Source organism: Exiguobacterium sp. UBA6309 (genome assembly GCF_002439205.1).
Classification (GTDB): domain Bacteria; phylum Bacillota; class Bacilli; order Exiguobacteriales; family Exiguobacteriaceae; genus Exiguobacterium_A.
The window spans coordinates 50,834-73,644 of the sequence record NZ_DJTL01000017.1 but is presented as its reverse complement, the minus strand read 5'-3'; the positions used below and the strand labels follow the sequence as shown (position 1 = coordinate 73,644).

Sequence of the window (22,811 nt, the reverse complement as noted above, 5' to 3'; positions counted from 1 at the left end):
GACACCCTTTTTCAAAAATTAGTTTTCGTTCAGATAGGTCAATATCCGTTCGAGCGCCATCCCACGTGACGCTTTCAATAAAACGATTGTTCGTTCTCCAAGCAACGGACGCAATTGTTCAGCAGCATCTTCAACAGTTGCCGCAAATTGGATTTGGACGGATGGGTCGCTGATTCCTTCAGCAATCCACGCGCCTTTCTCCCCTACTAGAATAGCATGCGAGACCGGTAACGTAATCCGCTTTCCGACCGAGGCATGTAACAAGCGTTCCTGGTCTCCTAGTTCATACATATCGCCGAGCACGAGAACGCGCGTCGTATACCCTTCTAATGCAGTGATTGTCTCAATCGCTGCATTCATCGATGTCGGACTTGCGTTATACGCATCGTTGATGACCGCTGTCTCCTCAAAGAGCAGTCGTTCCATCCGCATTGGTGTCAGTTCAACCGCGTCGAATCCTTCTTGGATCCGGGCATCCGTCACGCCAAGCGCGCGCGCTGTCGCAATCGCGTACGCTGCATTTCGGACTTGGTGTTTTCCTAGCACAGGGAGATGAAAGGCAGTACCATCGTAAGCAAAGGCTGTTCCGAGAAATGTTGCTTCTGTCGTCTCGATCCGGTACGTATTCCCAATCTGATAACCGATTTTCTCCGCTTCGACTTCTGCTAGAAGTGGTTCATCCCCATCAACGAACAGATGACCTCCTGGTTTAAGACCAGACCGAATCTCAAGCTTTGCTTTGGCGATTCCACTACGTCCACCGACTTGCTCCGCATGGGATTCACCGATGTTCGTGACGAGCGCAATATCTGGTTCAGCAAGATTCGATAAGAATTCGATATCGCCAAAACCGTTCATTCCCATTTCCAGTACGGCGACTTCCGTGTCAGCCGGCATCATGAGAATCGTTAACGGCATCCCGATATCCGAATTGAAGTTCCCTTGTGTCTTATGTGTCTTGAACGTTGTCTTGAGTACACTTTCGACCATGTCTTTCGTCGATGTCTTGCCATTCGATCCAGTGATGGCAACGATTTTTGGCGCAATCCGCATTAAGTATTGTTTAGCGATCTCTTGCAAGGCAACCAGTGGTTCATCGACTTCTAAGAAAACGACATCGATGTCCGGTCGATCAATCCCTTTCTTCCATAAGGTGACGATCGCTCCTTGATTTTTTGCGCCTTCCAGGAAGCGATGACCATCGACGCGTGCTCCTTGAATCGGAACATAGAGACCATCTTCAAGATGTGCGCGTGAATCCGTTGCGAAGTGGCGGACGACCCGATCGTCTCTGACATCAAGATGCAGCCACTCAGCAATTTGCGTAATTGTTAACATGATATATACCTCCATTCGATGACAACAAAAGAGGACGAATGCAAAAGTCAACGAATGACTCCTGTTCGTCCTCGTCTTCCTGTAGAAATCAGGAAACTTGCCCCACCGTTATTCTTTAGGTTCAGCTAGTTCGACCGTCAACTTTCCATTTTCCTTCACTAGTGTACCAGTTCGAGCTGATTGTTTGGTTACAAAACCTTTACCGATGACATCGAGCTTCAAGTCATATAAGCTGACGAGCTTTTTGACGTCTCGCTGCGACCACCCCGTCAGATTCGGCATCTTAAATGTGTTCGCTGTCTTCAGCAAGACACGTTCTCCACTGACGAATTCTTGACCACGAGACGGAATCTGCGAAACGACCTCCGCTCCATCCCCAAGGATGATTGGAACAGCTTCTTGTTCTTTCGCCAAATCCGTTGCTTGTCGAGCGCTCTTCTTGATATAGCTCGGCGTAATCTTCGCTTTGACATCCACCGAATCTTTTTGCGTTTCCGGTTGAATGCTCCGGTACTGTAATGCTGTATTCATGACACTTTTGAACACCGGACTCATGATGAGTGGTCCTGAAACCGATGATTCATTTTTTGACGGACGATCGACCGCGATGTACATGATCAATTCCGGATCATCTTTTGGTGCCATGCCGATGAACGAGTGAATGAATTTTCCTTGAATGTATTTTCCGTTCTCAGAAATTTGAGCTGTACCGGTCTTACCGATGACACGGTAGTCTTTCAACTTGTACATTTGACCCGTTCCGATTTTACTGTTGACGACACCGTCCAGTGCATCCCGCGTCGCTTTGGCCGCCTCTGCCGAAATTGGCTTACCGACGACTTCTGTTTTCGCTCGGTAAGGTGCTTTATCCGTATGATCAGCTTTTTGGATGATATGCGGTTTGACCATTTCACCGTCACCAGCAATTGCTGTTGCCCCTTGGAGTAATTGCATTGGTGTGACTGCAGTTGATTGTCCCCATGAAGTGATGAGCGCATTCAGCGGTTTTGACAAATCAGACTGACTGTTTACTTCTCCCGAGATGTCTATACCCGTTCGTTGGTCAAAATGAAACTTCTTAAAGTATTCTTTATACCGTTCGATCCCAAGTTTTTCTGCTGTCAACTTCGAGAACATGACGTTCGAGGAGTGATAGACGCCCTCGATCATCGGAATTGTGCCCCAACCAACATCATTGTAATCCTTGATGACCGTTCCTTTGTAATTATAGCTACCCGATTTATACTTCTCGTTCGGACGGAAGACTCCCGCATCAATCGCTGCTGCGAGCGTAAAAATCTTCATCGTTGAACCCGGTTCGAATCGTGAGGATACGGCGAAGTTCGTAAAATCTTTCATGTCACGTAAATTCGGGTTGAACGATGGCCGATCCGCCATGGCAAGGATTTCACCAGTCTTCGCATCCATGACGATACCCGTTGCGTTTTTCGGCTTATACGTGTTGTACATTTTTTGCATCTGTTTCTCAAGCGACTGTTGAATGCGATGATCGATTGTCAAGTACAGATTCGATCCGTCCTTCGGTTCATTCGAGACACGTGAAGAACCTTGGATCAACGGATTACCACTCCGGTCTTTCTCGAAGACGCGTGCACCGTAAGACTCACTCAAGGCATTATCATACTGTTTTTCGATCCCCATTTGTCCCTGTAACGCGACACGACCATTCTCCTCGGTGATCTTTTGGACGAATCCGAGTGTATCGGACAAGAAGATACCGTTCGGATAGTATCGTTTTGGCTCTTCGATCATCCGGATTCCAGGGAGTTTTAACTTGTCGATCTTCTCTTTTTGATCGAGTGTTAAGTCATTTCCCTTTTTCCCGAATTCGATTTGCGAACGTTCTTTGTTCTCAATCAAATAGGTTTCCAGTTCCTTCGTCGTCATTCCAAGTATCGGCGCAAGACCTTCAGCCGTCTTTTTGAAGTCGACGATCGTCTCATCCGGATCCTTGACGCCACCTAGTCGGTAAATACCAATCAGGTGATACGACGGAACATTAATGGCGATTGGAGAACCGAGACGGTCAAAAATTTCACCGCGTTCTGCCCCAAGCGTCTCCTGGGACTCCCATCGCTTTTTCTCAGCATAGGCAATCATATCTTCCCCATGGAATTGTTTGGTTGTCGCTAAGTATAAAAATCTGCCAATAAACACAAAAAAGAGAGTAGCAAATATCACCATGATAAAGGCTACTCTCCAACGGGATTTTTTCAGTGGATTCATTTAGGAATCACCTTGATGTTCCCTTTACGCATATCAAGACCCTGTTCTTTTGCAATCTTATAAATCCGTTCCGGAGAGCTTAAGTTCGTGACCTCTAGTTGTAAACGTTCATTTTCTTTTTTGAGTGACTGTGTGACTTGGTTTTCTTTCGCTAAGTCACGACTGACATTGTACGCCTCGTTGTGCGTACTGATCGTCAAACTCCCAAATAACACAAGACCACCAATCATCGCACTGTATAAGAATTTTTCAAAGGGATACAAGCGATACTTCGGACGGACGGCGACGCGACGTGCGATATCTTCCGTCTTCCGTGGTTCCTGAACAGGTTGTTGACGAACGGGTTGAACCGTTTGGACCGATTTACGAAGTGGTTCTGCCATTGGAATGCTCCTCTCAAGATTCTTTCATTTTTTCAGCGATTCGTAATTTTGCCGATCGAGCGCGACGATTATCATCCAGCTCTTCGACACCAGCTGTAATCGGCTTGCGTGTGACGAGTCGGAGTTCGGGTTCCATCTCGACCGGTATCATCGGCAATCCCGGTGGAAGCTCCGGTAGTGATGATTTTTCTTTGATCGCCTGTTTACACATACGATCTTCAAGTGAATGGAACGTAATGACACATAAACGTCCACCAACCCGTAACACATCAATTGCTTGGTGTACCGCACGGTCAAAGACGTTCAATTCGTCATTGACGGCGATTCGGATCGCTTGGAACGTCCGTTTCGCAGGGTGACCACCTTTACGTCGTGCTGGTGCTGGAATCGCATCCTTGATCAATTCGACGAGTTCGAACGTCGTCTCAATCGGTTGCTCTTCCCGCGCTTTTTCGATTTTGCGTGCAATTTGTTTTGAGAACTTCTCTTCCCCGTATGTAAAGAAGATACGTACGAGATCATTGTAAGACCATTCATTGACGACTTCGTAGGCAGAAAGTGGAGAAGATTGATCCATACGCATGTCAAGACGTGCATCGTGATTGTAACTAAATCCCCGTTCCCCTTCGTCTAATTGTGGTGAAGAGACACCAAGATCGAATAAGATGCCGTCTACTTTCTCGACGCCATGTGCTGCTAATTGCTCTTTTAGATAAGCAAAATTACTCTTTATTAAAGTAAAGCGACCTTCATACGCCGCGAGACGTTCTGCTGCATGAGCAAGGGCGACATCATCTTGATCAAATGCGTATAGATGACCTGTCGTCAGTTGTTTGACGATCTCTTCGCTATGTCCTGCTCCACCTAATGTACAATCGACGTAAATACCGTCGGGTTTAATCGCGAGTCCTTCGATTGACTCCCATTTCAATACCGTTTCATGCTCAAACATGTCCTGCCTCACCTTTCACTGTCCTTGAAGGACGTTACTCTTTTTCAATGTATCACATTCTCTCATGAAAACGTTACGAAAATGAGACAGTTTCCTTGATTTATTTAACTTTTGTGTAATTTTCGCTAAAAAATCAAAAAAACCTGCTTGTTTCAGCAGGTTTAAAGGAAAATTTTCAGTTGTTCAGCCGCATTTGCCTCATAAGCGTTCCTTAAGTCCCGAACAAAATCAGGACCATGATGATTCAACCACGGTAAGATGGAGTGAATCCTTTCTTGTGGCGCTCCATCCGGTAGCAAATGATAGGCCGTTTCTTTATACTGTCGCGTCTGTCGATCAAATTGACGTCGATCTTCTGCTAACAAACTAGCAATCGATTGTTCGAGTTGTTTCTTGATTTTCTCACTCTTACTCGAAGTTCGCAGTAGCTGATGTTCGAGCGAAAGAAACTCGGAGACGAAGCTATCTTTCAGCATCGCTGCCGTCTGCAGGCGCCCTGTCATCTGCTCTTCCGAATAGACGGGAATCGGAACGCCTGACCGGACGATCTCTTCGAGCGACACGTCGAGTTTCATAAGCCGTTTTTCATCGCTATGACGCACGAGTAATCCGCCCATACGAGGGATCAATAACGGCATCGTCCACTTCAGATGGTGAAACAGTGGGCGTAAGCGCGTCCAGTAAGCTAATTCTCCCGGTCCACCAATGTAGGCAAGCGTCGGGAACAGATAATCCTGCATCAATGGTCGGGTCACGACACTGTTTGAGAATCGTTCCGGATTGGCGTACAGTAACGCGATTAATTCAAGTTCTGTATACTGATTCCCTTGTTTCGTCTCAAATCCGCTTGCTGTCGGATAAAGCAACTGACGACCGTGATCATCGATGAAAAGATGCGCGGCCTCCTCGTTCAAGAATGTGTCGGGTAATTCTTTCGTCTGTGTTATTCCGTCCGTCAATGCCTGTCTGAATTCCGCATTGTCTTGAATCAATCGTTCAAAAAACGGAATCTCGAGTTCACGGACAGGGTGTGTATCAGCATCAAAGAAGACGATATCGAAATCGATCAATTCGCCGATTAATTGTGAGAAAAACATGCCATACGATCTACATTCTTCAACGAGTTGTTTCAGCCGCGCAACTAATCGTTTCGTGTGGATCGTCTCCGGCATTGCCCGGAACGTTTCTTCAATGATTTCTAGAAGTGCCGGCTGATCAAAAGACAAGCGACTGACCGAGCGGGCAATCGTTTCCGCAGGGGCGACTGCGATTTTTCGCGTTTGAAAATCTGCTGTCGGAACATAAACATGATTGATCTCATCAAAATCGTGATCTTCGGTCGCGAGCCAAAAAATCGGAACGACAGGGCGATCAAGTGTCGCTTCCGCCTGCTGCGCGACCTTAAGACAGGTCAACAGTTTATAGATGGCATATAATGGTCCGCCAAAGATGCCGGTTTGTTGCCCTGTGACCACAGCTTGTGCCTCACCTGTACGAAGTTTCGCGACACGCTCCCGCAATCGCTCCGTCATATTTGGATTTTGGCGTTCGAGTTCGTCCGTTAGCGCCGCAAGATGCGGATAGTGACGCTCTTCAAGTAAGCGGCTTCTCGACGCTAAACCACTCGTTCCGAGGTGATCGACATATGTTAAGAATTCTTCTCGTGAAGCACGATGCATCAGCGAGTTGTCATCATATAAGGCTTCAAATGGTTGTACCTTCAAACAAAATCCCTTCTTTCTTACCTAACTCGTCAGCTGATGAACAGTTGACGTATACCGAGCACGAACAACACGAAATGAACGGGTAACGCTAGCAAGATGATGATCCGCCAACTGTGCCGAATCATTTGTCTTAAATCGACATCAAGTTGCCGAATCCGTTGCCAGAGCGCGTTCAACGCAAACACTACCAACACGACGATGACGATCCATCCTAAGTAATTTGTTCCGGTCAAGGCAATCAATGCGACATGAATGGCATATAGAACAATGAATGTCCCAACGTCGAGTGCGAATCGGACTGCCTTCCCGTGTTTTCGAAACAGAAGTAAAAAGATGAGATACAACGCAAGTAGGCTGAATAAAGGAAAAATGATGAAGACCGTCACTGCGGACCCTCCCTCTGTTTGATCTGTTCATAATAAAAAGATAAACGTGGCGTCGCAGTCGTCGCCTGACGTAACGCGTATCCAAGTATCGGTTCCACTTCTGTTTGGCGTCCTTGCTCAAGATCTCGTAACATCGAAGAACGATTTTTACTCGTGTTCTCCATGATTCGCTCGATTTCGGAATAAGTAATGCTATGATTCGGAAAAATCGTCTGCATTTCGTCAAATAATTGACGTGCTTCTTGTCGATAAGGCATTTCTAACAAGGAGCCATTCTCAACACCGTAATATGCCGTCACTGGATTGATGACGACGTTGATGAACAGTTTCGTCAATAAGACCGCTTCCATATCCGACTCGAATTCAAAACGGAGCTGTATTGACGACAAGTTCGAAATTTCTTGATTTCCGTAGCGGATGCGTCCTTGTCCAGTATGCCTGACTTCAAACGGCGCAGTGCGCATGGCTCCATGTTCGACGACACCGAATAAGACTTGCGGCAATTGCTCTTTCCATTTCAAATGATCCATTCCATTTTGCAGGAACATGACGGGACACGTCAGCCGTTTGAGGAATGGAATCACACTTTTTATATCATACGACTTTGTCGCTACAAACACCAAGTCTTCTGACTCGAGTCGATCAATCTTCCGGATTCGTACAAGTCGACTTGCCTGTCCATCGCGAATGATCGAACGTTCCTCTTCTTGTTCTTGTCGAGTATAGAGCGTGACTGCATGCTCTTCCGATAAATAAGAGGCAAACAATAAACCGATGGCTCCCGCGCCAATGATTCCAACGTTCATCTTCATCATTTCCCCTTTCATGAAAAAAGCGACCCCAAAACCGATTTCTCGATTCGAAGGTCGCTTTTATACCGATCAATCAGCTTACTTGCTGACGATTTCTTTACCTTTGTACGAGCCACATGCTTTACAAACACGGTGTGAAAGTTTCATTTCACCACAGTTTGGGCACTCGACCATACCTGGTACACGGAGTTTGAAATGAGTACGGCGAAGACGTTTGCGTGTTTTCGACGTTCTGCGGAATGGTACTGCCATCGTTGTCCACCTCCTTGAAAAAATACACTCGCCTTTACTTCAGAAATCAGGAATCCTGATCTTTTTTAAAGAACTGAGCGAGACCCGCGAGTCGCGGATCGATTTTTGGTTCGGTTTCCTCTGGATCCTCTTCAGAAAGAATCGTCCAGCCTTCCCCCTCAACCAACTGATTCTCTTCATCATCCCCATGCACTTGCACTGGCACATGAAGTAAAATCAATTCTTGCACGAGCGGTCGAAGATCGACCGTATTCCCGATCGGCACGTTGATGTCATCTGCTTCGTTCGAAACAGCATCAACCTCGAGCAGGAATGGCTCGATGGATTCAATCTCGAATGGATAAGCGACGTCATTTAGCGTCCGGGCATCCGGAAGCGTCATTTCGCCGGTAATCCGGAGATTGAATATTAATTGATTCGATGTAAACGATGCATTTGCACGAACGTGCACAGGTTGCACCGCCCGGATATCCGGATGGAGGGCGACTAGCTCATTGAGCTCGATCGTCTCGTTAACCTGAAGTTGACCCAGATTGCGCAATTTATTCAATTGCATCAGGGACCATTTCATCCGAATCACCTCAATTGCAACAATATGAATTATAGAGAGGACATCTTGTTTTGTCAATGTTTTTTCTTTACACTGAAATCGCTAGAGAACGAACACTTTTGGACGTCTTTATCCATATTACCGCACTTAATTCGGTTTGCAAAGGAGAAAGTTTTCATGAGGATGACAGCTATCATTTCAGAGTACAATCCGTTTCATAATGGACACTATTATCAAGCGACGACAGCACGACGGGAAACAGATGCCGACGTCATCGTCGCCATCATGAGCGGGACGTTCATGCAACGTGGGGAGCCCGCTTTTACAGACAAATGGACACGTGCTCAAGCAGCAGTCGCAAGTGGTGCCGTTGATCTCGTTCTTGAACTCCCCTTTTATTTTGCCGTCCAACGCGCAGATCGGTTTGCGCTCGGTGGGGTGACGATCGCTGAAACGATCGGTTGTGAGTCGCTTTCGTTCGGAAGCGAATGTGGAGACATCCATCCCTTTTTGCATGCGGCAGCGGAACAAATTGAAGAGATTCCTGCATATAAGCAAGCGTTACGTGACGGATTAACAGCTGGTCTTTCTTCTGCTCATGCTGCTAGTCAAGCGTTCAAGAGTGTCTCACAGACGCTTGATTTGACACAACCGAACAATACACTTGGTTATTATTATGCTCGCGCCGCGAAGACCGTTTCGCTTCATACGACCAAACGAATTGGAAGTGGCTATCATGACCTATCAACCGGAGCTATCATGAGCGCCACTGCGATACGCGCCCATTACCAGACGCACGGTCAGCTGCTCGCACTTCCCGAACAGACGGAGGACGTCCTGACAAACGCCTCTTTCGCTCATTTTTCGCACTATTATCCATGGATTCGACAACGCCTATTGACGACTCCCGTATCTGAGTTGATACGAATCGCCGGAATTGATGCTTCACTAGCTCCTCGTCTCATTGAAAGTGCCAAACAAGCAGAGACGTTCGATTTCTTTTTAAATCACGTCAAAACACGTCGTTATACGCGTACGAGCCTGCAGCGTGCCCTTGTCTATCTGTTGACTTCAACGACAACGGAAGAGATCGCACGGATTGATTATGACCATGTTGATTTCGTTCGCCCCCTCGCTTTTTCAGAACAAGGACGACTGGCACTTAAGAGTATTAAAACGCGTGTCCCTGTTTTAAGTACCTTCACGAGCCATCCTTGGCTAACGAAAGAAAGCCAAGTGACAGCTGCATACGCACTGCCCTTGGCTCGCTACGACGCGTTGCTCGAACACCGTCGTTTTCCTTATTTCGCTGGAAGTTCTTCTAAATAATCAATCGCATCTTCAACTGTCTTGATCGGAACGAGCTTCATGTTCGTTCCGAGTTTTTTAATGGATGGTTTTGCTTCTTTGTAGTTCTCTCCTGCTGGTACGAACATGATTTCAGCTTCTGCCTCGTCAGCAGCGACGACCTTTTGCCACGCTCCACCGATCGGTCCAACTTTACCACCTTCTTCAATCGTCCCTGTACCGGCAATCTTATGTCCTTTCGCCAAATCACCCGGCGTCAATTGATCATAGATTTCAAGCGTGAACATCATCCCGGCAGAAGGACCACCGACATCCTCAATCTGAAACTTAATAGTGGGGTCCGTCGTTACGTTTGAGATCGGTAATGGTTCATAAATACCAAGTCCGACACGTTTGACTTCTTTCGACAACTGATCCACCCGAATCGTCGTCTTCTTGATTTCCGATTTACGCGTGAACTGAATTGGAACAGCTGTTTTTGCTTTTTTCGATTGAATCGTCTTCATGAATCCGTCAAACGACGTAATCGGTTTTCCGTCGACGCCCGTGATTCGGTCCCCAGCCTTTAGTTTTCCTTCGGCTGGACCTCCTGGAATGACACCGGACACGTAAACTCCTTTAAAGTCGATATCGACCTTTTTATCAGCTAATTCATAGGCCTCGATCGTCGCATTATGTTGTGCTTCTTCCATGTATAGTTTCTGACGTGTTTCATACTGTGCGTCTGACTCACCGTCGTACAAATAATCACTTACACTAGATGTTTCAGAAAACGGCAGGAAGAGGCTTTCTACGAGGAAGTAAGGGGTTGCCCGACGTTGGGCGATCGTCAGCATCATCAAATCGCCTGGCTCCTTGTCCCCCCCAGACACATCAATCAAATCTTCCGTCGATGTCGCATCACCTGGATAGGAGATGAAATACGGAAGTGGCACGAAAAACACGAGCAAGGCAGCAATGACCGCTGCTAAGGCCGGTTTCCAAGCTTTCATCACAGTTCTCCTCTCGTATATCTCTGACGTAGCGCCTCTTCAACGGATGGCGGTACGAGATCAACGACGGAAGCCCCGTATTTAGCTGCTTCCTTGACGATCGAAGAACTTAAGAAGGAATATTGATTGTTCGTCATCATGAACAGTGTCTCGATTTGATCATTCATCTTTTTGTTGATGGATGCGACCTGCATTTCATATTCAAAGTCCGAGACCGCTCGTAGTCCGCGGACGATTGCAGTTGCGCCGACTTCCTCCGCATAATCGACAAGCAATCCATTGAAGGAATCGACCTTGATATGTGGTAGATGCGACGTCACATCTGCAATCAACTCCATCCGTTCCTCAACAGAAAAGAGCGGTTGCTTCGAAGAATTGTTCAATACGGCAACGATGATCTCATCAAAAATCGGAACAGCCCGCTCAATGATGTCTAAATGTCCGTTCGTGATTGGATCAAAGCTCCCTGGGCAAATGGCGATTCGTTTCATACGTGGTCTTCCTCCGCTTCCATGAATTCATATAACGTGATTGAGATGACAGCGGAATAACGAAGTCGACGAACGACCTCTAGCCGTCCGATTCGGTCCGGTAATACAACAGCAGAGTCATGTTCACACACGATGACACCATTGTCTGTCAGCATGTCGTGTTGCTCTATGTACGTGACGTGTTCCGTCAATCGTTCTTTTGCATAGGGTGGGTCTAAATAAATCAATTTAAACGGCTTTTCGGAGGCTAGTTCCGTCAAGGCGATCGTAACATCTTTTTTCATCACACGTGCTTGATCCGTGTAGTGTGTCGTCCGTAGGTTATCTTGAATGGTCTGGATGGCTTTATGGTGTTGGTCGACGAATACCGCCTCATCGCATCCTCTTGAAAGAGACTCGATGCCGAGACCTCCGCTACCGGCAAACAAATCAAGCGCTCGCCCTCCGTTGAAATAAGGACCGATGACGTTGAATAACGATTCTTTTACTTTATCCGTCGTCGGTCGTGTCTGATCGCCTGGAACAGCCTTTAACCGTGTTCCCTTCCGTTCTCCTGAAATGACTCGCATTTCCTTCATTCCTTTCAACAAAGAAGCGACGAGGATGTCCTCATCGCTCCATGGATTATGCTTCTTCTTGCATTTTTCCTTTTTTGTTCGCGAACGTCTCCGTGATGAACGGTCGTTCTGATCGTTTGATCGATTCGACGAACGGGAGAGTCGAAATGACTTCCATCACCTGTTCATGCTGATCTAAATCGACATACAGATGAACGTATCGTTCACGTTTAGACGTAAAGTAGACGTTCCCGTAACGGCGCAATTGACGGGATGCTTTCATCGCATTGACATAGACGATGAGTCCCACTCGTTCCTTGATCACGCCAGCCTACCCCCTTCATCTTCGTTATCCGCTACAGCTGCAGCTGCCACCGGTTGAACAGCCTCCGGCACATCCTTGATCAAAGAATGGATTCCCCGTTGGTACTTTGATTTGCGGTGATACTTCTCCAGCGAGCTTCAGACTGATTTGCCCGAGTAACGTCTCGAGTTGTTTTTCCGCTTTTTTAAACTGCGCGACTTCTTCTTGTAAATCAAGTCGCCGTTTGACTTCGTGGACCTTTTTCGTGATCGTCTGATAGTCAGGGTGATATCGTCCGAATCGTTGTACGAGTTCGTAGTCTTCCTTGACTTGATGAAAGTCTCGAATGACGGACTGTGCCTCTACTGACTCTTGCTGTGCTTGTTTCGCACATCTATATGCTTGCCCCGTTTCACTTTGAGCGAGAGATCGAATGAGGTCTTCCGCTGCGTTGATGAGGTCAATCGTCTTATCGGTATATATCACAACGAATCTCCTCCTTAACTTTACCATCTTATCATAACATTTCTCTCCCTCCTAGCCCGTTGAATTGTGTATAATTTGTTCAGAAGGAAGGAATGAACTTTATGCAACTGCTCTCTTTTAATATGTTCCGGACGATTGGAATCAAGACGGAACATGCCAAATCAGATTATCACTTTGATTCCTTGAAAAAGATTGAACAGGCGGATGTCGTCTTGTTCCCGGAATACTGGCAAATCCACTCGATCATCTATGGAATGAAGAAGCCGATTTTTCCATCTGCTGCTACGTTCCACCTAGGTCATGACAAGATTGAGATGACTCGGATTTTTCAGACCGTCATTCCGGATAATATCCCTCGAACAGGCATCTACGGGAAAAATGAGTTCACGGTCGATCGAGTCTTACGTGAATTTTCGTTTCCGTTCGTCGCTAAGACAGTCCGTAGCTCGATGGGGCAAGGTGTCCATCTCATCAAAAACGAAGCGGACTGGAAGAAATACACGGATACCCACGAGACGTTCTACATCCAAGAGTACATTCCGAACGAAAAGGATTTACGTGTCGTCGTCGTCGGTGATCAAGTCCTCGCTGCGTATTGGCGCGTCGGTGGTGCACAGTTCTTAAATAACGTTGCTCAAGGTGGCGTCCTTGATTTCGATGATGTGCCACAAGGTGCAATTGATTTCGTGCTCGCGCTTGCGAAACAGCTTGATATCGATCACGCTGGTTTTGATCTTATCATCCGCGACGGACAATGGTACGTTCTCGAGTTCAACGTCTTCTTTGGTGGTGAAGGACTTAATCACCTCGGCATTCATGCACCAGATACGATCCTTGAGTACGTTGAACGAAAATACGGAAGTTCATGAATTCTTCAAAATGACTTCACAACTTTTACGTCATCGTTTCATTCATTATGGTATGATAGTTTGGAAAGACTAGTATCTACTAGCAAACTGGGGTATAGGGGGATTCAAACATGAAGTTTGAACAATATGGCATCGAAGGCAAGGAACTGAAGTTCGGTCTTCTTGAAACAATTATGGATCATCACCGTTTCGTTCGCGAAGGACAATGGGATTACGAACGTGCGATGTACGACATGAAATACGAAAAACAATCAACAGGCGAAGTATTCTATCTCCGTGTTCCTGTCTATGCGATCCAAGGCGAGATTGAAGACCGCCATGCTGTCGTCCGTATGATGACACCACTTCTAGGGAAACACTACTATCCACACGGTGTCGAGTATGATGAGACGTTCCCTCCGGAAATCGTCAAGGACTGCGAACGTCGTTTAGCAGCATTGCTCGAAACACTCGAAAAATAAGATCCACACGTAGAGGTTCCAAATTAAGGAGCCTCTATTTTTTGTTCTTCATTCCAAACAAAAAAGCTAACGACCTCGCATCATCCACGAAATCATTAGCTGTTCTGTCCACCTGATTGTTATTCTTTAATACGCGCGAAACCGCTTTTAACGCGCGACGAATTGTACATAAGATACGACATCGTCTCCGAGCTGAATCCCAAGCTGCTCGCGTACATGAAGATAAAGCGCGTGAAGTGACGTTGCCGGTGCATTGACCTTTACGCTAAATGCAATCTCTTCCCGGTCCATCCGTTTGATCCGGGAGTGATGGATTCCATAATCCTCGATCGCACAAGCAAGTAATTCCTCGATGGCTTGAATAGAGACGGTAACATCTCCTTGCAAGTACTCTTCATAAGTCATCTACCTTCACTCCTTTGCTAATTGTGTGACCGAAGACATGACCTCTTCTAAGTCGACCGGTTCATCCGGCGTCTTCGCCATCGAAGAGATCGCCCGTACTTTATTCTCACGGTCCAAAATGAACATTTGTGTTCCGTGAGTCACTAAGCCACTCTCAGCTTTTGAGTAATAGAAATTCAACTGACGTGTCAGACGATCGATGACGACTGGATCTCCCGTCAATACTTTCCATCCTTTAGCATCCGCTTCAAAGTTCGAAGCATACTTTTTCAGGACTTTCGGTGTATCCACTTTTGGATCAACCGTCACAGCGACGAGTTCGACGTCATTTCCGTATAACTCTTCACTCCGAAGCTTCTTCTCAAGCTTTCGGTAATCATTCAATGTCAGCGGACAAATATCAGGACAGTTCGAGTAGAAGAACGTCAACACTTTGACTTTTCCGTCTTCTGAATTGAATGATTTTCCGTCTACGGCATTCGTTAATTCAAATGGCGTCGGTTCAGCGATGACAGGTAACTTTTCTTTCATGAAGAAATAATAATATCCCCCGGCTGCCGCAACTAAGATGAGGACGACGGCAGCGACCGTCAAGTAACTGTTCTTTTTCAAGTTGGCTCCCCCTTAATGACTCCAGATCGCCCGGAATACGTTCGTCGTCTCACCCGGATCGTAGACGACATATAATAAGCAATACACGATCACACCGGTGATGGCCGTCAAAAACCAAATGATCGAAGCAACTGGTCCGATTTTACGGTGACGTGCAAAGTTCTTCTTATACGCGTGATAGAGTGCCATCAAACCGAGCACCCCACCTGATGTCGCAAGAAGGATGTGGAAGATCAAGAATCCTGTGTAGTAGGCTTTGACAGACTCTGGACCGCCAAAGGCTGTGTTGCCGAGCAGAATCGTCCGCAAGGCATACATGATGAAGAATAATAAAGCGAGTGCAGCTGCAATCGTCATCACGGTTTGGTGAGCTTTCATGTTACGACGCGTTTGGGCGATCAAAAACCAGCCAATCGCTACGAAAATCGCACTGATGACAATCAGCGATACACAAATCAACGGCAAATAAATCATGTTCCAACTTCCTCCAATTTAATCCGCTTTTGGTGTGAAGGACATGCCTTCATCCACGGCAGTACTTTTTGAACGGCGCACCCATGTAAAGAAGGTCAGTCCGAAGAATAGACCATACACGAGTTCTTGACCGAGCTTCATGAGGACACCACCAAAGCGTTGGTCCTCTAATAAGTCATCTGTCGTTCCGAGCAATCGTTCCAGGTTCAATCCGCTTAAATCATTGTTAGGCATACAGTAAGCGAGTACTTTCGCGAACGTCGCCGGATCCTGATACGCTTGATACTGAAAACTTTGACTGAAGATCATGAAGGCACAGGCAGGTGTCAACAACACACCGTTCGCGACGATATAGACCATCTTCTTCAGGTCAGACAAACTATCGTTTTCGTTGACGGGTGCAATGATCGGATACCACATCGTCATGCTCAAGAAAATAAGTGTTCCATGGAACAGACGGTGAACGGTATAGTTCGTCAGGACATAATCAAAAATAAATGGCATATGATAAAACGTAAACAAGGCATTAAAGACGACGAGTGCAATCAACGGCTTGACGAAGAAACGAAGAATCCTCCCAAGATACGGTATATTGAACAAGCGCTTATAAAGCCACTCTGGTAGTGCAATCAACAAGAGCGGCGGTGCGACCATATAGACGAATACCATCTGCAGCATGTGTGCTGAGAACGTGATATGTGCTAGCAGGTCTAACGGACTTCCAAAACCGATGTAAAAAACGATCAATGCCGCGAGCATCGAAAACTTTTGCCCAAGCGTTGTTTCCGGCTCGTCCGGACGACGCAGCTTTTCTGTCACGACAGCATATAGGATATACAATCCAACGAGTATCAACGCATAATACGGACTCCATAAGACAGTCCATTCGAATTGCGAAAGTGCTCCCCTTAAATTGCCTAACATATTTCTTCACCCCGTTCCTTTCTCTTACAAACTAAGATTACCGTTCCCCTATTTCATTGTAAAGGTTTCTCATAAAACGATTCCAAAATAAAAGACCATCCTGCTAAACGTTAGCAGAATGGTCACATTTCTTACCAGATCAACAGACGGAGTGTCGCGACGATCGTCAAGGCGACGAAGATGCCAAGACCCATCATGACTTTGATCCATGTGTTGCCTTTATTGTTCATATGCATGAACATGTAAAGCTGAAGGTAAACCTGAACGATTGCCATGATGATCAGGAAGCCACCAGCTGCCCAGTGCGGCATGAGATCAGCCATGACAGCACCGAAAGCGATGAGCGTCAAGAAAATCATGAGTGCGAAACTGATGAGTTGCAGTTGTGTCTCACGACCACGTTCTGCTTTCATCTCAAGCTCGATTTGATTGCGCGTAAGTTGCGGTTCGTGTTTTTCCATCTTATTTCACCATCCCCATGAGGTAGACGACTGAGAAGATAAAGACCCAGACGACGTCAATGAAGTGCCAGTAAAGACTTGAAACATAGTACTTCGGCGCATTCACGACCGTGATGCCACGGTTCCAGTTGCGGATGAGCAATGTCGAGATCCAAAGAAGACCGAATAAGACGTGCGCACCGTGGAAACCGACGAGAGTGTAGAAGGCAGAACCAAATGCACTCGACGTGAATGTATGACCGATGTGGTAGTAGTGATTGAACTCATAAATCTCACCCGCTAAGAATGCTAGTCCAAGAACAAGTGTGATAATCAACCACATTTTCATCTTCTTGACATCATTACGTTTCATCGCCATCATCGCAAGAACACTTGTCAACGAACTTGTCAAGAGGAGCATCGTCATGATGAAGACGAGACCCATTTCGAAGATGTCATAACTGCGTAGACCTTCTTTAGCACCGGAGTTATGAAGTCCGATGTATGTTCCGAAGAGAGAGGCGAACAAAGTCGTCTCTCCTCCAAGGAAGAACCAGAAGGCTACATATTTATTCTTACCCTCAAGTGTTGCTTTTTCAACATGATCCGGAATACCCGTGATCGGGTTGTTTGGTACTGAATGATGACCCATCTTACTTCGCCTCCTTTTCTGCTTCAAGGCGTAGATCTTCTTCGACGACTGATTTCGGGATGTAGTATCCTTCATCGTCGATCCAAGAACGGAAGAACATCGCGATGAATGTCATCGCAAGACCGATCAAGGCAATGACCAGACCGACAGTACCGTAATCTAGACGAAGAATGAATCCAAGACCTGCAAGGAACAGACCGACTGACATAACGAACGGCAAGATCGAGTTGTTCGGCATGTGGATATCACCGACTTCTTCCGAAACAGAGACTGTTTTGTTACCTGCCATTTTTTCGAGCCAGTACGTATCTAAACCTTTGACGAGTGGAATTTGTGCGAAGTTGTATTCTGGAGTTGGAACAGGAAGTGTCCACTCAAGCGTACGTCCATCGCCCCATACGTCGCGTTTTACATATTCTTTTGACATCAATGCGGCAACGATCGAGATGACGAGAATGATCGTCGACACACCCATGAAGGCTGCACCGATTGAAGAAAGTAAGTTCATTGTTTCCCAGCCTTGGTTTGGCAAGTACGTGAAGACACGACGTGGCATACCTGTAAGACCAAGAATATGTTGTGGGAAGAATGTCAAATGGAAGCCGATGAAGAACAACCAGAATTGAATTTTACCCCAGAACTCGTTGAGTTGTTTCCCGAACATGAGTGGGAACCAGTAGTAAAGACCTGCGAAGAGACCAAAGACGACCCCACCAACGATAACGTAGTGGAAGTGGGCAACGACGAAATAACTGTCGTGGTACTGATAATCGGCAGGTGCTACTGAAAGCATGACCCCTGTCATACCACCAACAAGGAATGATGGAATGAAGGCGACCGAATAAAGCATCGCGACTGGGAACGTCAACTTCCCGCCCCATAGCGTAAAGAGCCAGTTGAAGATCTTGACCCCTGTCGGTACAGCGATCGCCATCGTCGCTACTGCGAAGATCGCGTTCGCAACCGGACCGAGACCGACTGTGAACATGTGGTGAACCCATACCATGAATCCGAGGAAACCGATCAACATCGTCGCAAAGACCATCGTCGTGTATCCGAAGAGACGTTTACGAGCAAAGGTAGGGATGATTTCAGAGAAGATACCGAATGCCGGTAAAATCAAGATGTAAACTTCCGGGTGACCGAAGATCCAGAAGAGGTGTTCCCAGATGACGATGTTCCCGCCCGCTGCCGGGTCAAAGAAATGCGCTCCGAAGAGTCGCTCGAACGTCAAGAGGAACAATCCAACCGTAAGTGGTGGGAATGCGAAAACGATCAAGGCAGAAGCAACGAATGCTGTCCATGTGAAGAGCGGCATCCGCATCAGTTTCATACCTGGTGCACGCATGTTCAAAATCGTAACGAGGAAGTTGATCCCCCCCATGAGTGTACCGAAACCAGAAATCTGTAACCCGAGTGAGTAGAAGTCAACACCGAGCGACTCTGGTACTGTCGAGAGTGGTGCGTAAGCTGTCCACCCTGCGTTTGGCGCAGCGCCGAAGAACCATGAAAGGTTCAGTAAGACTCCACCAAAGAAGAACAACCAAAAACCAAGTGCATTTAAGAATGGGAACGCAACATCGCGTGCTCCGATTTGAAGCGGTACTGCTGCGTTCATGTAACCGATCAACATCGGCATCGCTGCCAAGAAGATCATCGTCGTACCGTGCATCGTGATCAATTGGTTAAAAAGTTCACCGCTGACGAAATCGTTCATCGGTTTAATCAATTGAAAACGAATCATTAGGGCTTCTACGCCACCAACTAGAAGGAAGAACAATCCAGAGATGATGTAGAGAATCCCGATTTTCTTATGGTCGACTGTCGTTAGCCAGTCCATGATGCCGCTTTTTTTCTGCGGCATACCCATAGTATGTGTCCCCACTATGATTCCCCCTTAAAAAATTATTGGAGCTTTTTGTCCAATAGATAATCTGCCAATTCGCTCAATTCTTCATCGCTGATCTTATCTTCAGAGAATCCAGGCATTTTTGTACCTTGTTTCTCTTTTTGTGGATCGCGAATCCATTTTTCGAGGTTTTCTTTATCATGCTTGAGGTAACCCGCGATACGCTGACGATCACCGAAGTTCGTCAAGCTAGGTGCGACTTTCCCGCCGCCATGACAGCTGAGACAATTCTGGGCGTAGACTTGCTCACCAGTCGTCCAGTTCTTTTCATTCTTTTTATCAAGCTGTTTTGTTTCTGCTTCTTTTGCAGATTTCATGTCTTTCAACCATTTGTCGTAGTCATCCTGCTCCATCGCAACGACTTTAAAGTCCATCAATGCGTGAGAAGGACCACACAACTCGGCACATTTACCGTAGTACGTGCCTGCTTCTTTTGCTTGTAACCACATTTCGTTATCAAGACCTGGGTTTGTATCTGTCTTACCAGAAAGAGCCGGTACCCAGAATGAGTGAATGACGTCTTTAGACGTCAAGTTAACCGCAACACGTTTACCGACTGGGATGACAAGTTCTTGTCCTGTCGAAACACCTTTGTCTGGATATTCGAATTCCCACCAGTAAAGGTTCGCTGTAACGTTGATTTGTTCGTTTTTCTTCGCTTCTTTTGCATCCGCAAGTTCAACCGTTGTTTTGATCGTCGGAATTGCAAGAACGATCAAGAGAAGGATCGGAATAACTGTCCAGATGATTTCAAGCGTGTGGTTCCCTTCGACTTGCTTCGGAACCGTGTTATCACCTGATTTACGACGGAATTTCATAAGTACGTAAATATAAATGACGGCTACGATCGCAAGGACGAACAACATGACCCACAAGCTAAGCTTGATGATCTCAAGTTGCATTTCAGCGCCTTCTCCGCGAGGCTGTAGCGCAGACAATTCCGGAATTCCACAACCTGATAACATGAGTGCCATCAAGCCGATTGGAAGAAGCCGGAAGAGCATTTTTACTGATTTTTTCACAACCATCCCCACTTTCTTTGTCCCCAATTTTGTCTTTCGTAATGGTGTACGTGAATTATGTCAAATCGTTTTAGAAAGAAACGAGTACGACCGTCACGATCCAAGCCGTGAAATAAAACAGTGAGAAGAAGAACATCTTCGACGCCCATTTGATTTCGGCTTGTTCATCTTGGATCTTCAGACCTTTCAGTCCCATATAGAGCCAATATCCACCGAGCAATGCCATGACGATCATGTAGATGATGCCATAGTGTGCTAAGAGGAGTGATGATGGAATAAGTACTGCAATCCACCATACAATTTGTCGTTTCGTGATCGCGAATCCGTTTACGACAGGTAACATCGGGATACCTGCTGCCCGATACTCCTCTGTCCGTCGCATCGCGAGTGCGAGGAAATGTGGTGGTTGCCACACGAACATGATGAGGAATAAAATCCACGCATCAATGTGAAGCGTCGGAGTGACTGCCGCAAATCCAATGATTGGTGGCACAGCTCCTGATATACCACCTACGACTGTATTGATCGTGTGTGTTCGCTTTAACCACATCGTATAAATCACGACGTAAACGAATGATCCGATCAATCCGAACACTGCCGCCACATGGTTGACGATCAACAACAATACCGTACCGGTCGCAAGAATCCCGAGTCCTAGCGCGAGTATTCGCTGTCCATCCATCTTCCCAGTAACGCTTGGTCTTCCCATCGTCCGTTCCATCTTATAATCGATGTCCCGGTCAATGTAGTTATTGAGGTAGCAACTTCCGGCAATGACTAATCCACTCCCGAGAAGCGTCCACAGTAACATCCACTTGGTTTGCCATAGATACAATAGGACATCATCCGTTATGTACGATGCCGCCACGACATACCCTGCGAAGACCGTAATCAGATTGGCACGGACGATCCCCATTTTTGCTAGGGTGACATAGTCCTTGAATGTGGGCTGATCCGCCTGCTCGATTGCCATATCCAGTGCCTCTCCAGTAACTTTCGCCATGCTGTTCCCTCCTTTTCACCATCTGCTTCCGTGTAGCACCTAGGCTTCACGTAATTTCTTCACATAAATAACACAGACATGCCACGAAACGTCCTTTTCTCTATAAAAGATACCACATATTTAGGACCGTGACGTATGAAAATACTTTCGACATAATGAACAAAATGTGAAATCTATGTGATTTTCATCACAGTTCACCATATTTACCTAATACTAGAATAGCGTTGTTCTAAAAGATTGCAAGCGTTTCGAGACTTTTTATGCGATACTAGTCCTATGGAAATCCATGTATTTCGTATTTTTTAGAAAGGTGGTGTCCAAATCTTGAATCGAAAGCTTTCGATGTTTTCAGCCTTCGTCACGTTTACGATGATGATCGTCTTGCTGATGGGTGGGACAGTCACAAAAACGGACTCGGGAGATGGCTGCGGAACAGATTGGCCACTCTGTCATGGGGAACTCATTCCGACGAACCCAAGTGTTGAAACGATGATTGAATATAGTCACCGCGCTGTGACCGGAGTCGTTGGACTCCTAATCATCGCCTTATGTCTCTGGACGCTCGTTGCCTTTAAGGATCGATTAGATACGAAGATTTTTGCATTTCTTGCCTTCATCTTCATGTTGATTCAATCCCTCGTCGGAGCAGGAGCTGTCGTTTGGCAACAATCAGATCTCGTCATGGCGTTACATTTTGGTATCTCCTTGATTTCCTTTGCTGCCTTATTGATTTTAACGATATTGATCATGGAGCGTCCTGGTCAGGAATTCAGGGAATCTGTCCCAGCATTCTTGCGGAAGCTCTTGTACGGTCTGCTCGTCTACACGCTGATCGTCGTCTATACTGGTGCTTACGTTCGCCATGTTGGCGCTACATATGCGTGTGTGGGTTGGCCCGTTTGTTCCCAACCGTCGATGACGTTCGAAGCCTGGGTCCAAATGATTCACCGAATCATGGCTGGGCTATTATTCCTCTACACGTTGTTCGTTCATATTACAGCCATTCGCTTAAAACACCGGACGACGAAAATCGGCATGGCATTCGCGACGTTCTTCATCTCGTGTCAAGTTGCTACAGGTGCTTGGATCGTTCTCGGTGGACATGCAACATATGTACCGTTACTGCACGCCTTCTTGATTACGTGTTATTTCGGTGTCTTATCCTACTTGACGTATCATGCATTCCGAACACGTAAAGCAAATAGCCGTCTTCAATAAGGTCGTAAAAAAAGGATGTTCCTCCGCTGAGGAATATCCT

The 22,811-nt window shown here is 46.5% G+C and carries 27 protein-coding genes; 4 read left to right on the top strand and 23 right to left on the bottom strand.

Going from position 1 to position 22,811, the window contains the following annotated elements:
• Window positions 1-18: 18 nt before the first annotated feature.
• From B3M90_RS04680 to B3M90_RS04640, 9 genes are all read right to left on the bottom strand, one after another.
• Window positions 19-1,338, bottom strand: a complete 1,320-nt coding sequence (locus B3M90_RS04680; protein ID WP_251137862.1) for a UDP-N-acetylmuramoyl-tripeptide--D-alanyl-D-alanine ligase — start codon at window positions 1,336-1,338, stop codon at window positions 19-21.
• A gap of 108 nt (window positions 1,339-1,446) precedes the next feature.
• Window positions 1,447-3,459 (bottom strand): penicillin-binding protein, encoded by a 2,013-nt coding sequence (locus B3M90_RS04675; protein ID WP_231496838.1) that lies wholly within the window; start codon window positions 3,457-3,459, stop codon window positions 1,447-1,449.
• A 122-nt stretch (window positions 3,460-3,581) separates the two neighbouring features.
• The gene (gene ftsL / locus B3M90_RS04670) at window positions 3,582-3,968 is read right to left on the bottom strand and encodes a cell division protein FtsL (RefSeq protein ID WP_023468808.1); all 387 of its coding nucleotides are present in this window, start codon (window positions 3,966-3,968) and stop codon (window positions 3,582-3,584) included.
• A 13-nt stretch (window positions 3,969-3,981) separates the two neighbouring features.
• The gene (gene rsmH, locus B3M90_RS04665; RefSeq protein ID WP_056062348.1) at window positions 3,982-4,920 is read right to left on the bottom strand and encodes a 16S rRNA (cytosine(1402)-N(4))-methyltransferase RsmH; all 939 of its coding nucleotides are present in this window, start codon (window positions 4,918-4,920) and stop codon (window positions 3,982-3,984) included.
• 161 nt (window positions 4,921-5,081) lie between these two features.
• Complete coding sequence (gene bshC, locus B3M90_RS04660; protein ID WP_290782783.1) at window positions 5,082-6,644, bottom strand: bacillithiol biosynthesis cysteine-adding enzyme BshC; 1,563 nt, start codon at window positions 6,642-6,644, stop codon at window positions 5,082-5,084.
• A gap of 29 nt (window positions 6,645-6,673) precedes the next feature.
• Window positions 6,674-7,030 carry a DUF3397 family protein gene (locus tag B3M90_RS04655; protein WP_035406782.1) on the bottom strand — a complete coding sequence of 119 codons (357 nt, stop codon included), beginning with the start codon at window positions 7,028-7,030 and terminating at the stop codon, window positions 6,674-6,676.
• The gene (locus B3M90_RS04650) at window positions 7,027-7,836 is read right to left on the bottom strand and encodes a ketopantoate reductase family protein (protein ID WP_290782781.1); all 810 of its coding nucleotides are present in this window, start codon (window positions 7,834-7,836) and stop codon (window positions 7,027-7,029) included. The genes B3M90_RS04655 and B3M90_RS04650 overlap by 4 nt, the downstream gene beginning before the upstream one ends.
• Before the next feature lie 84 nt (window positions 7,837-7,920).
• Window positions 7,921-8,094 carry a 50S ribosomal protein L32 gene (rpmF, locus tag B3M90_RS04645; RefSeq protein ID WP_012370841.1) on the bottom strand — a complete coding sequence of 58 codons (174 nt, stop codon included), beginning with the start codon at window positions 8,092-8,094 and terminating at the stop codon, window positions 7,921-7,923.
• Between the two features lie 46 nt (window positions 8,095-8,140).
• Complete coding sequence (locus B3M90_RS04640) at window positions 8,141-8,665, bottom strand: YceD family protein (protein WP_023468813.1); 525 nt, start codon at window positions 8,663-8,665, stop codon at window positions 8,141-8,143.
• 156 nt (window positions 8,666-8,821) lie between these two features.
• Here B3M90_RS04640 and B3M90_RS04635 point away from each other — a divergent pair, with 156 nt between their 5' ends.
• Entirely contained in the window at window positions 8,822-9,973 is a 1,152-nt protein-coding gene (locus B3M90_RS04635) for a tRNA(Met) cytidine acetate ligase (RefSeq protein ID WP_214854621.1), read from the top strand.
• Here the strand turns inward: B3M90_RS04635 and B3M90_RS04630 are convergent.
• From B3M90_RS04630 to B3M90_RS04610, 5 genes are read right to left on the bottom strand one after another with little or no spacing between them, the layout of a single operon-like run.
• The gene (locus B3M90_RS04630) at window positions 9,946-10,944 is read right to left on the bottom strand and encodes a SepM family pheromone-processing serine protease (protein ID WP_290782779.1); all 999 of its coding nucleotides are present in this window, start codon (window positions 10,942-10,944) and stop codon (window positions 9,946-9,948) included. The two genes, B3M90_RS04635 and B3M90_RS04630, sit on opposite strands and share 28 nt — an antisense overlap.
• Window positions 10,944-11,435, bottom strand: coding sequence for a pantetheine-phosphate adenylyltransferase (gene coaD / locus B3M90_RS04625; protein ID WP_214854625.1), 492 nt, complete (start codon window positions 11,433-11,435; stop codon window positions 10,944-10,946). The genes B3M90_RS04630 and coaD overlap by 1 nt, the downstream gene beginning before the upstream one ends.
• Window positions 11,432-12,013 (bottom strand): 16S rRNA (guanine(966)-N(2))-methyltransferase RsmD, encoded by a 582-nt coding sequence (rsmD, locus tag B3M90_RS04620; RefSeq protein ID WP_290782777.1) that lies wholly within the window; start codon window positions 12,011-12,013, stop codon window positions 11,432-11,434. The genes coaD and rsmD overlap by 4 nt, the downstream gene beginning before the upstream one ends.
• 46 nt (window positions 12,014-12,059) lie before the next feature.
• The gene (locus B3M90_RS04615) at window positions 12,060-12,317 is read right to left on the bottom strand and encodes a YlbG family protein (RefSeq protein ID WP_035406768.1); all 258 of its coding nucleotides are present in this window, start codon (window positions 12,315-12,317) and stop codon (window positions 12,060-12,062) included.
• A gap of 24 nt (window positions 12,318-12,341) precedes the next feature.
• The gene (locus B3M90_RS04610) at window positions 12,342-12,782 is read right to left on the bottom strand and encodes a YlbF family regulator (protein ID WP_035406766.1); all 441 of its coding nucleotides are present in this window, start codon (window positions 12,780-12,782) and stop codon (window positions 12,342-12,344) included.
• 122 nt (window positions 12,783-12,904) lie between these two features.
• Between B3M90_RS04610 and B3M90_RS04605 the strand changes: the two genes are divergently transcribed.
• Both B3M90_RS04605 and B3M90_RS04600 read left to right on the top strand, forming a co-directional pair.
• Complete coding sequence (locus tag B3M90_RS04605; protein WP_290782775.1) at window positions 12,905-13,651, top strand: ATP-grasp domain-containing protein; 747 nt, start codon at window positions 12,905-12,907, stop codon at window positions 13,649-13,651.
• Window positions 13,652-13,761: 110 nt separating this feature from the next.
• Entirely contained in the window at window positions 13,762-14,112 is a 351-nt protein-coding gene (locus B3M90_RS04600) for a YugN family protein (protein ID WP_035406760.1), read from the top strand.
• A 147-nt stretch (window positions 14,113-14,259) separates the two neighbouring features.
• Here B3M90_RS04600 and B3M90_RS04595 read toward each other — a convergent pair whose 3' ends face one another.
• The 9 genes from B3M90_RS04595 to cyoE form a co-directional block, all read right to left on the bottom strand.
• Window positions 14,260-14,517 (bottom strand): hypothetical protein, encoded by a 258-nt coding sequence (locus B3M90_RS04595; protein ID WP_214854629.1) that lies wholly within the window; start codon window positions 14,515-14,517, stop codon window positions 14,260-14,262.
• A 6-nt stretch (window positions 14,518-14,523) separates the two neighbouring features.
• Window positions 14,524-15,129 (bottom strand): SCO family protein, encoded by a 606-nt coding sequence (locus B3M90_RS04590; RefSeq protein WP_050677540.1) that lies wholly within the window; start codon window positions 15,127-15,129, stop codon window positions 14,524-14,526.
• Window positions 15,130-15,141: 12 nt separating this feature from the next.
• Complete coding sequence (locus B3M90_RS04585) at window positions 15,142-15,603, bottom strand: DUF420 domain-containing protein (RefSeq protein ID WP_214854631.1); 462 nt, start codon at window positions 15,601-15,603, stop codon at window positions 15,142-15,144.
• 18 nt (window positions 15,604-15,621) lie between these two features.
• Complete coding sequence (ctaG, locus tag B3M90_RS04580) at window positions 15,622-16,527, bottom strand: cytochrome c oxidase assembly factor CtaG (RefSeq protein ID WP_214854632.1); 906 nt, start codon at window positions 16,525-16,527, stop codon at window positions 15,622-15,624.
• 131 nt (window positions 16,528-16,658) lie between these two features.
• Entirely contained in the window at window positions 16,659-16,988 is a 330-nt protein-coding gene (locus B3M90_RS04575) for a cytochrome C oxidase subunit IV family protein (protein ID WP_029342160.1), read from the bottom strand.
• Window position 16,989: 1 nt separating this feature from the next.
• A complete protein-coding gene (locus B3M90_RS04570; RefSeq protein WP_029342161.1) occupies window positions 16,990-17,619 on the bottom strand; it encodes a cytochrome (ubi)quinol oxidase subunit III in 630 nt (209 codons plus the stop codon).
• Window position 17,620: 1 nt separating this feature from the next.
• Complete coding sequence (ctaD, locus tag B3M90_RS04565) at window positions 17,621-19,489, bottom strand: cytochrome c oxidase subunit I (protein ID WP_052018991.1); 1,869 nt, start codon at window positions 19,487-19,489, stop codon at window positions 17,621-17,623.
• 35 nt (window positions 19,490-19,524) lie between these two features.
• Window positions 19,525-20,556: a cytochrome c oxidase subunit II gene (coxB, locus tag B3M90_RS04560; protein WP_081780348.1), complete on the bottom strand. Its 1,032-nt coding sequence runs from the start codon at window positions 20,554-20,556 to the stop codon at window positions 19,525-19,527.
• A gap of 64 nt (window positions 20,557-20,620) precedes the next feature.
• Complete coding sequence (gene cyoE, locus B3M90_RS04555) at window positions 20,621-21,553, bottom strand: heme o synthase (RefSeq protein ID WP_214854635.1); 933 nt, start codon at window positions 21,551-21,553, stop codon at window positions 20,621-20,623.
• Window positions 21,554-21,877: 324 nt separating this feature from the next.
• Here cyoE and B3M90_RS04550 point away from each other — a divergent pair, with 324 nt between their 5' ends.
• Entirely contained in the window at window positions 21,878-22,771 is an 894-nt protein-coding gene (locus B3M90_RS04550; protein WP_214854636.1) for a COX15/CtaA family protein, read from the top strand.
• Window positions 22,772-22,811 lie beyond the last annotated feature (40 nt).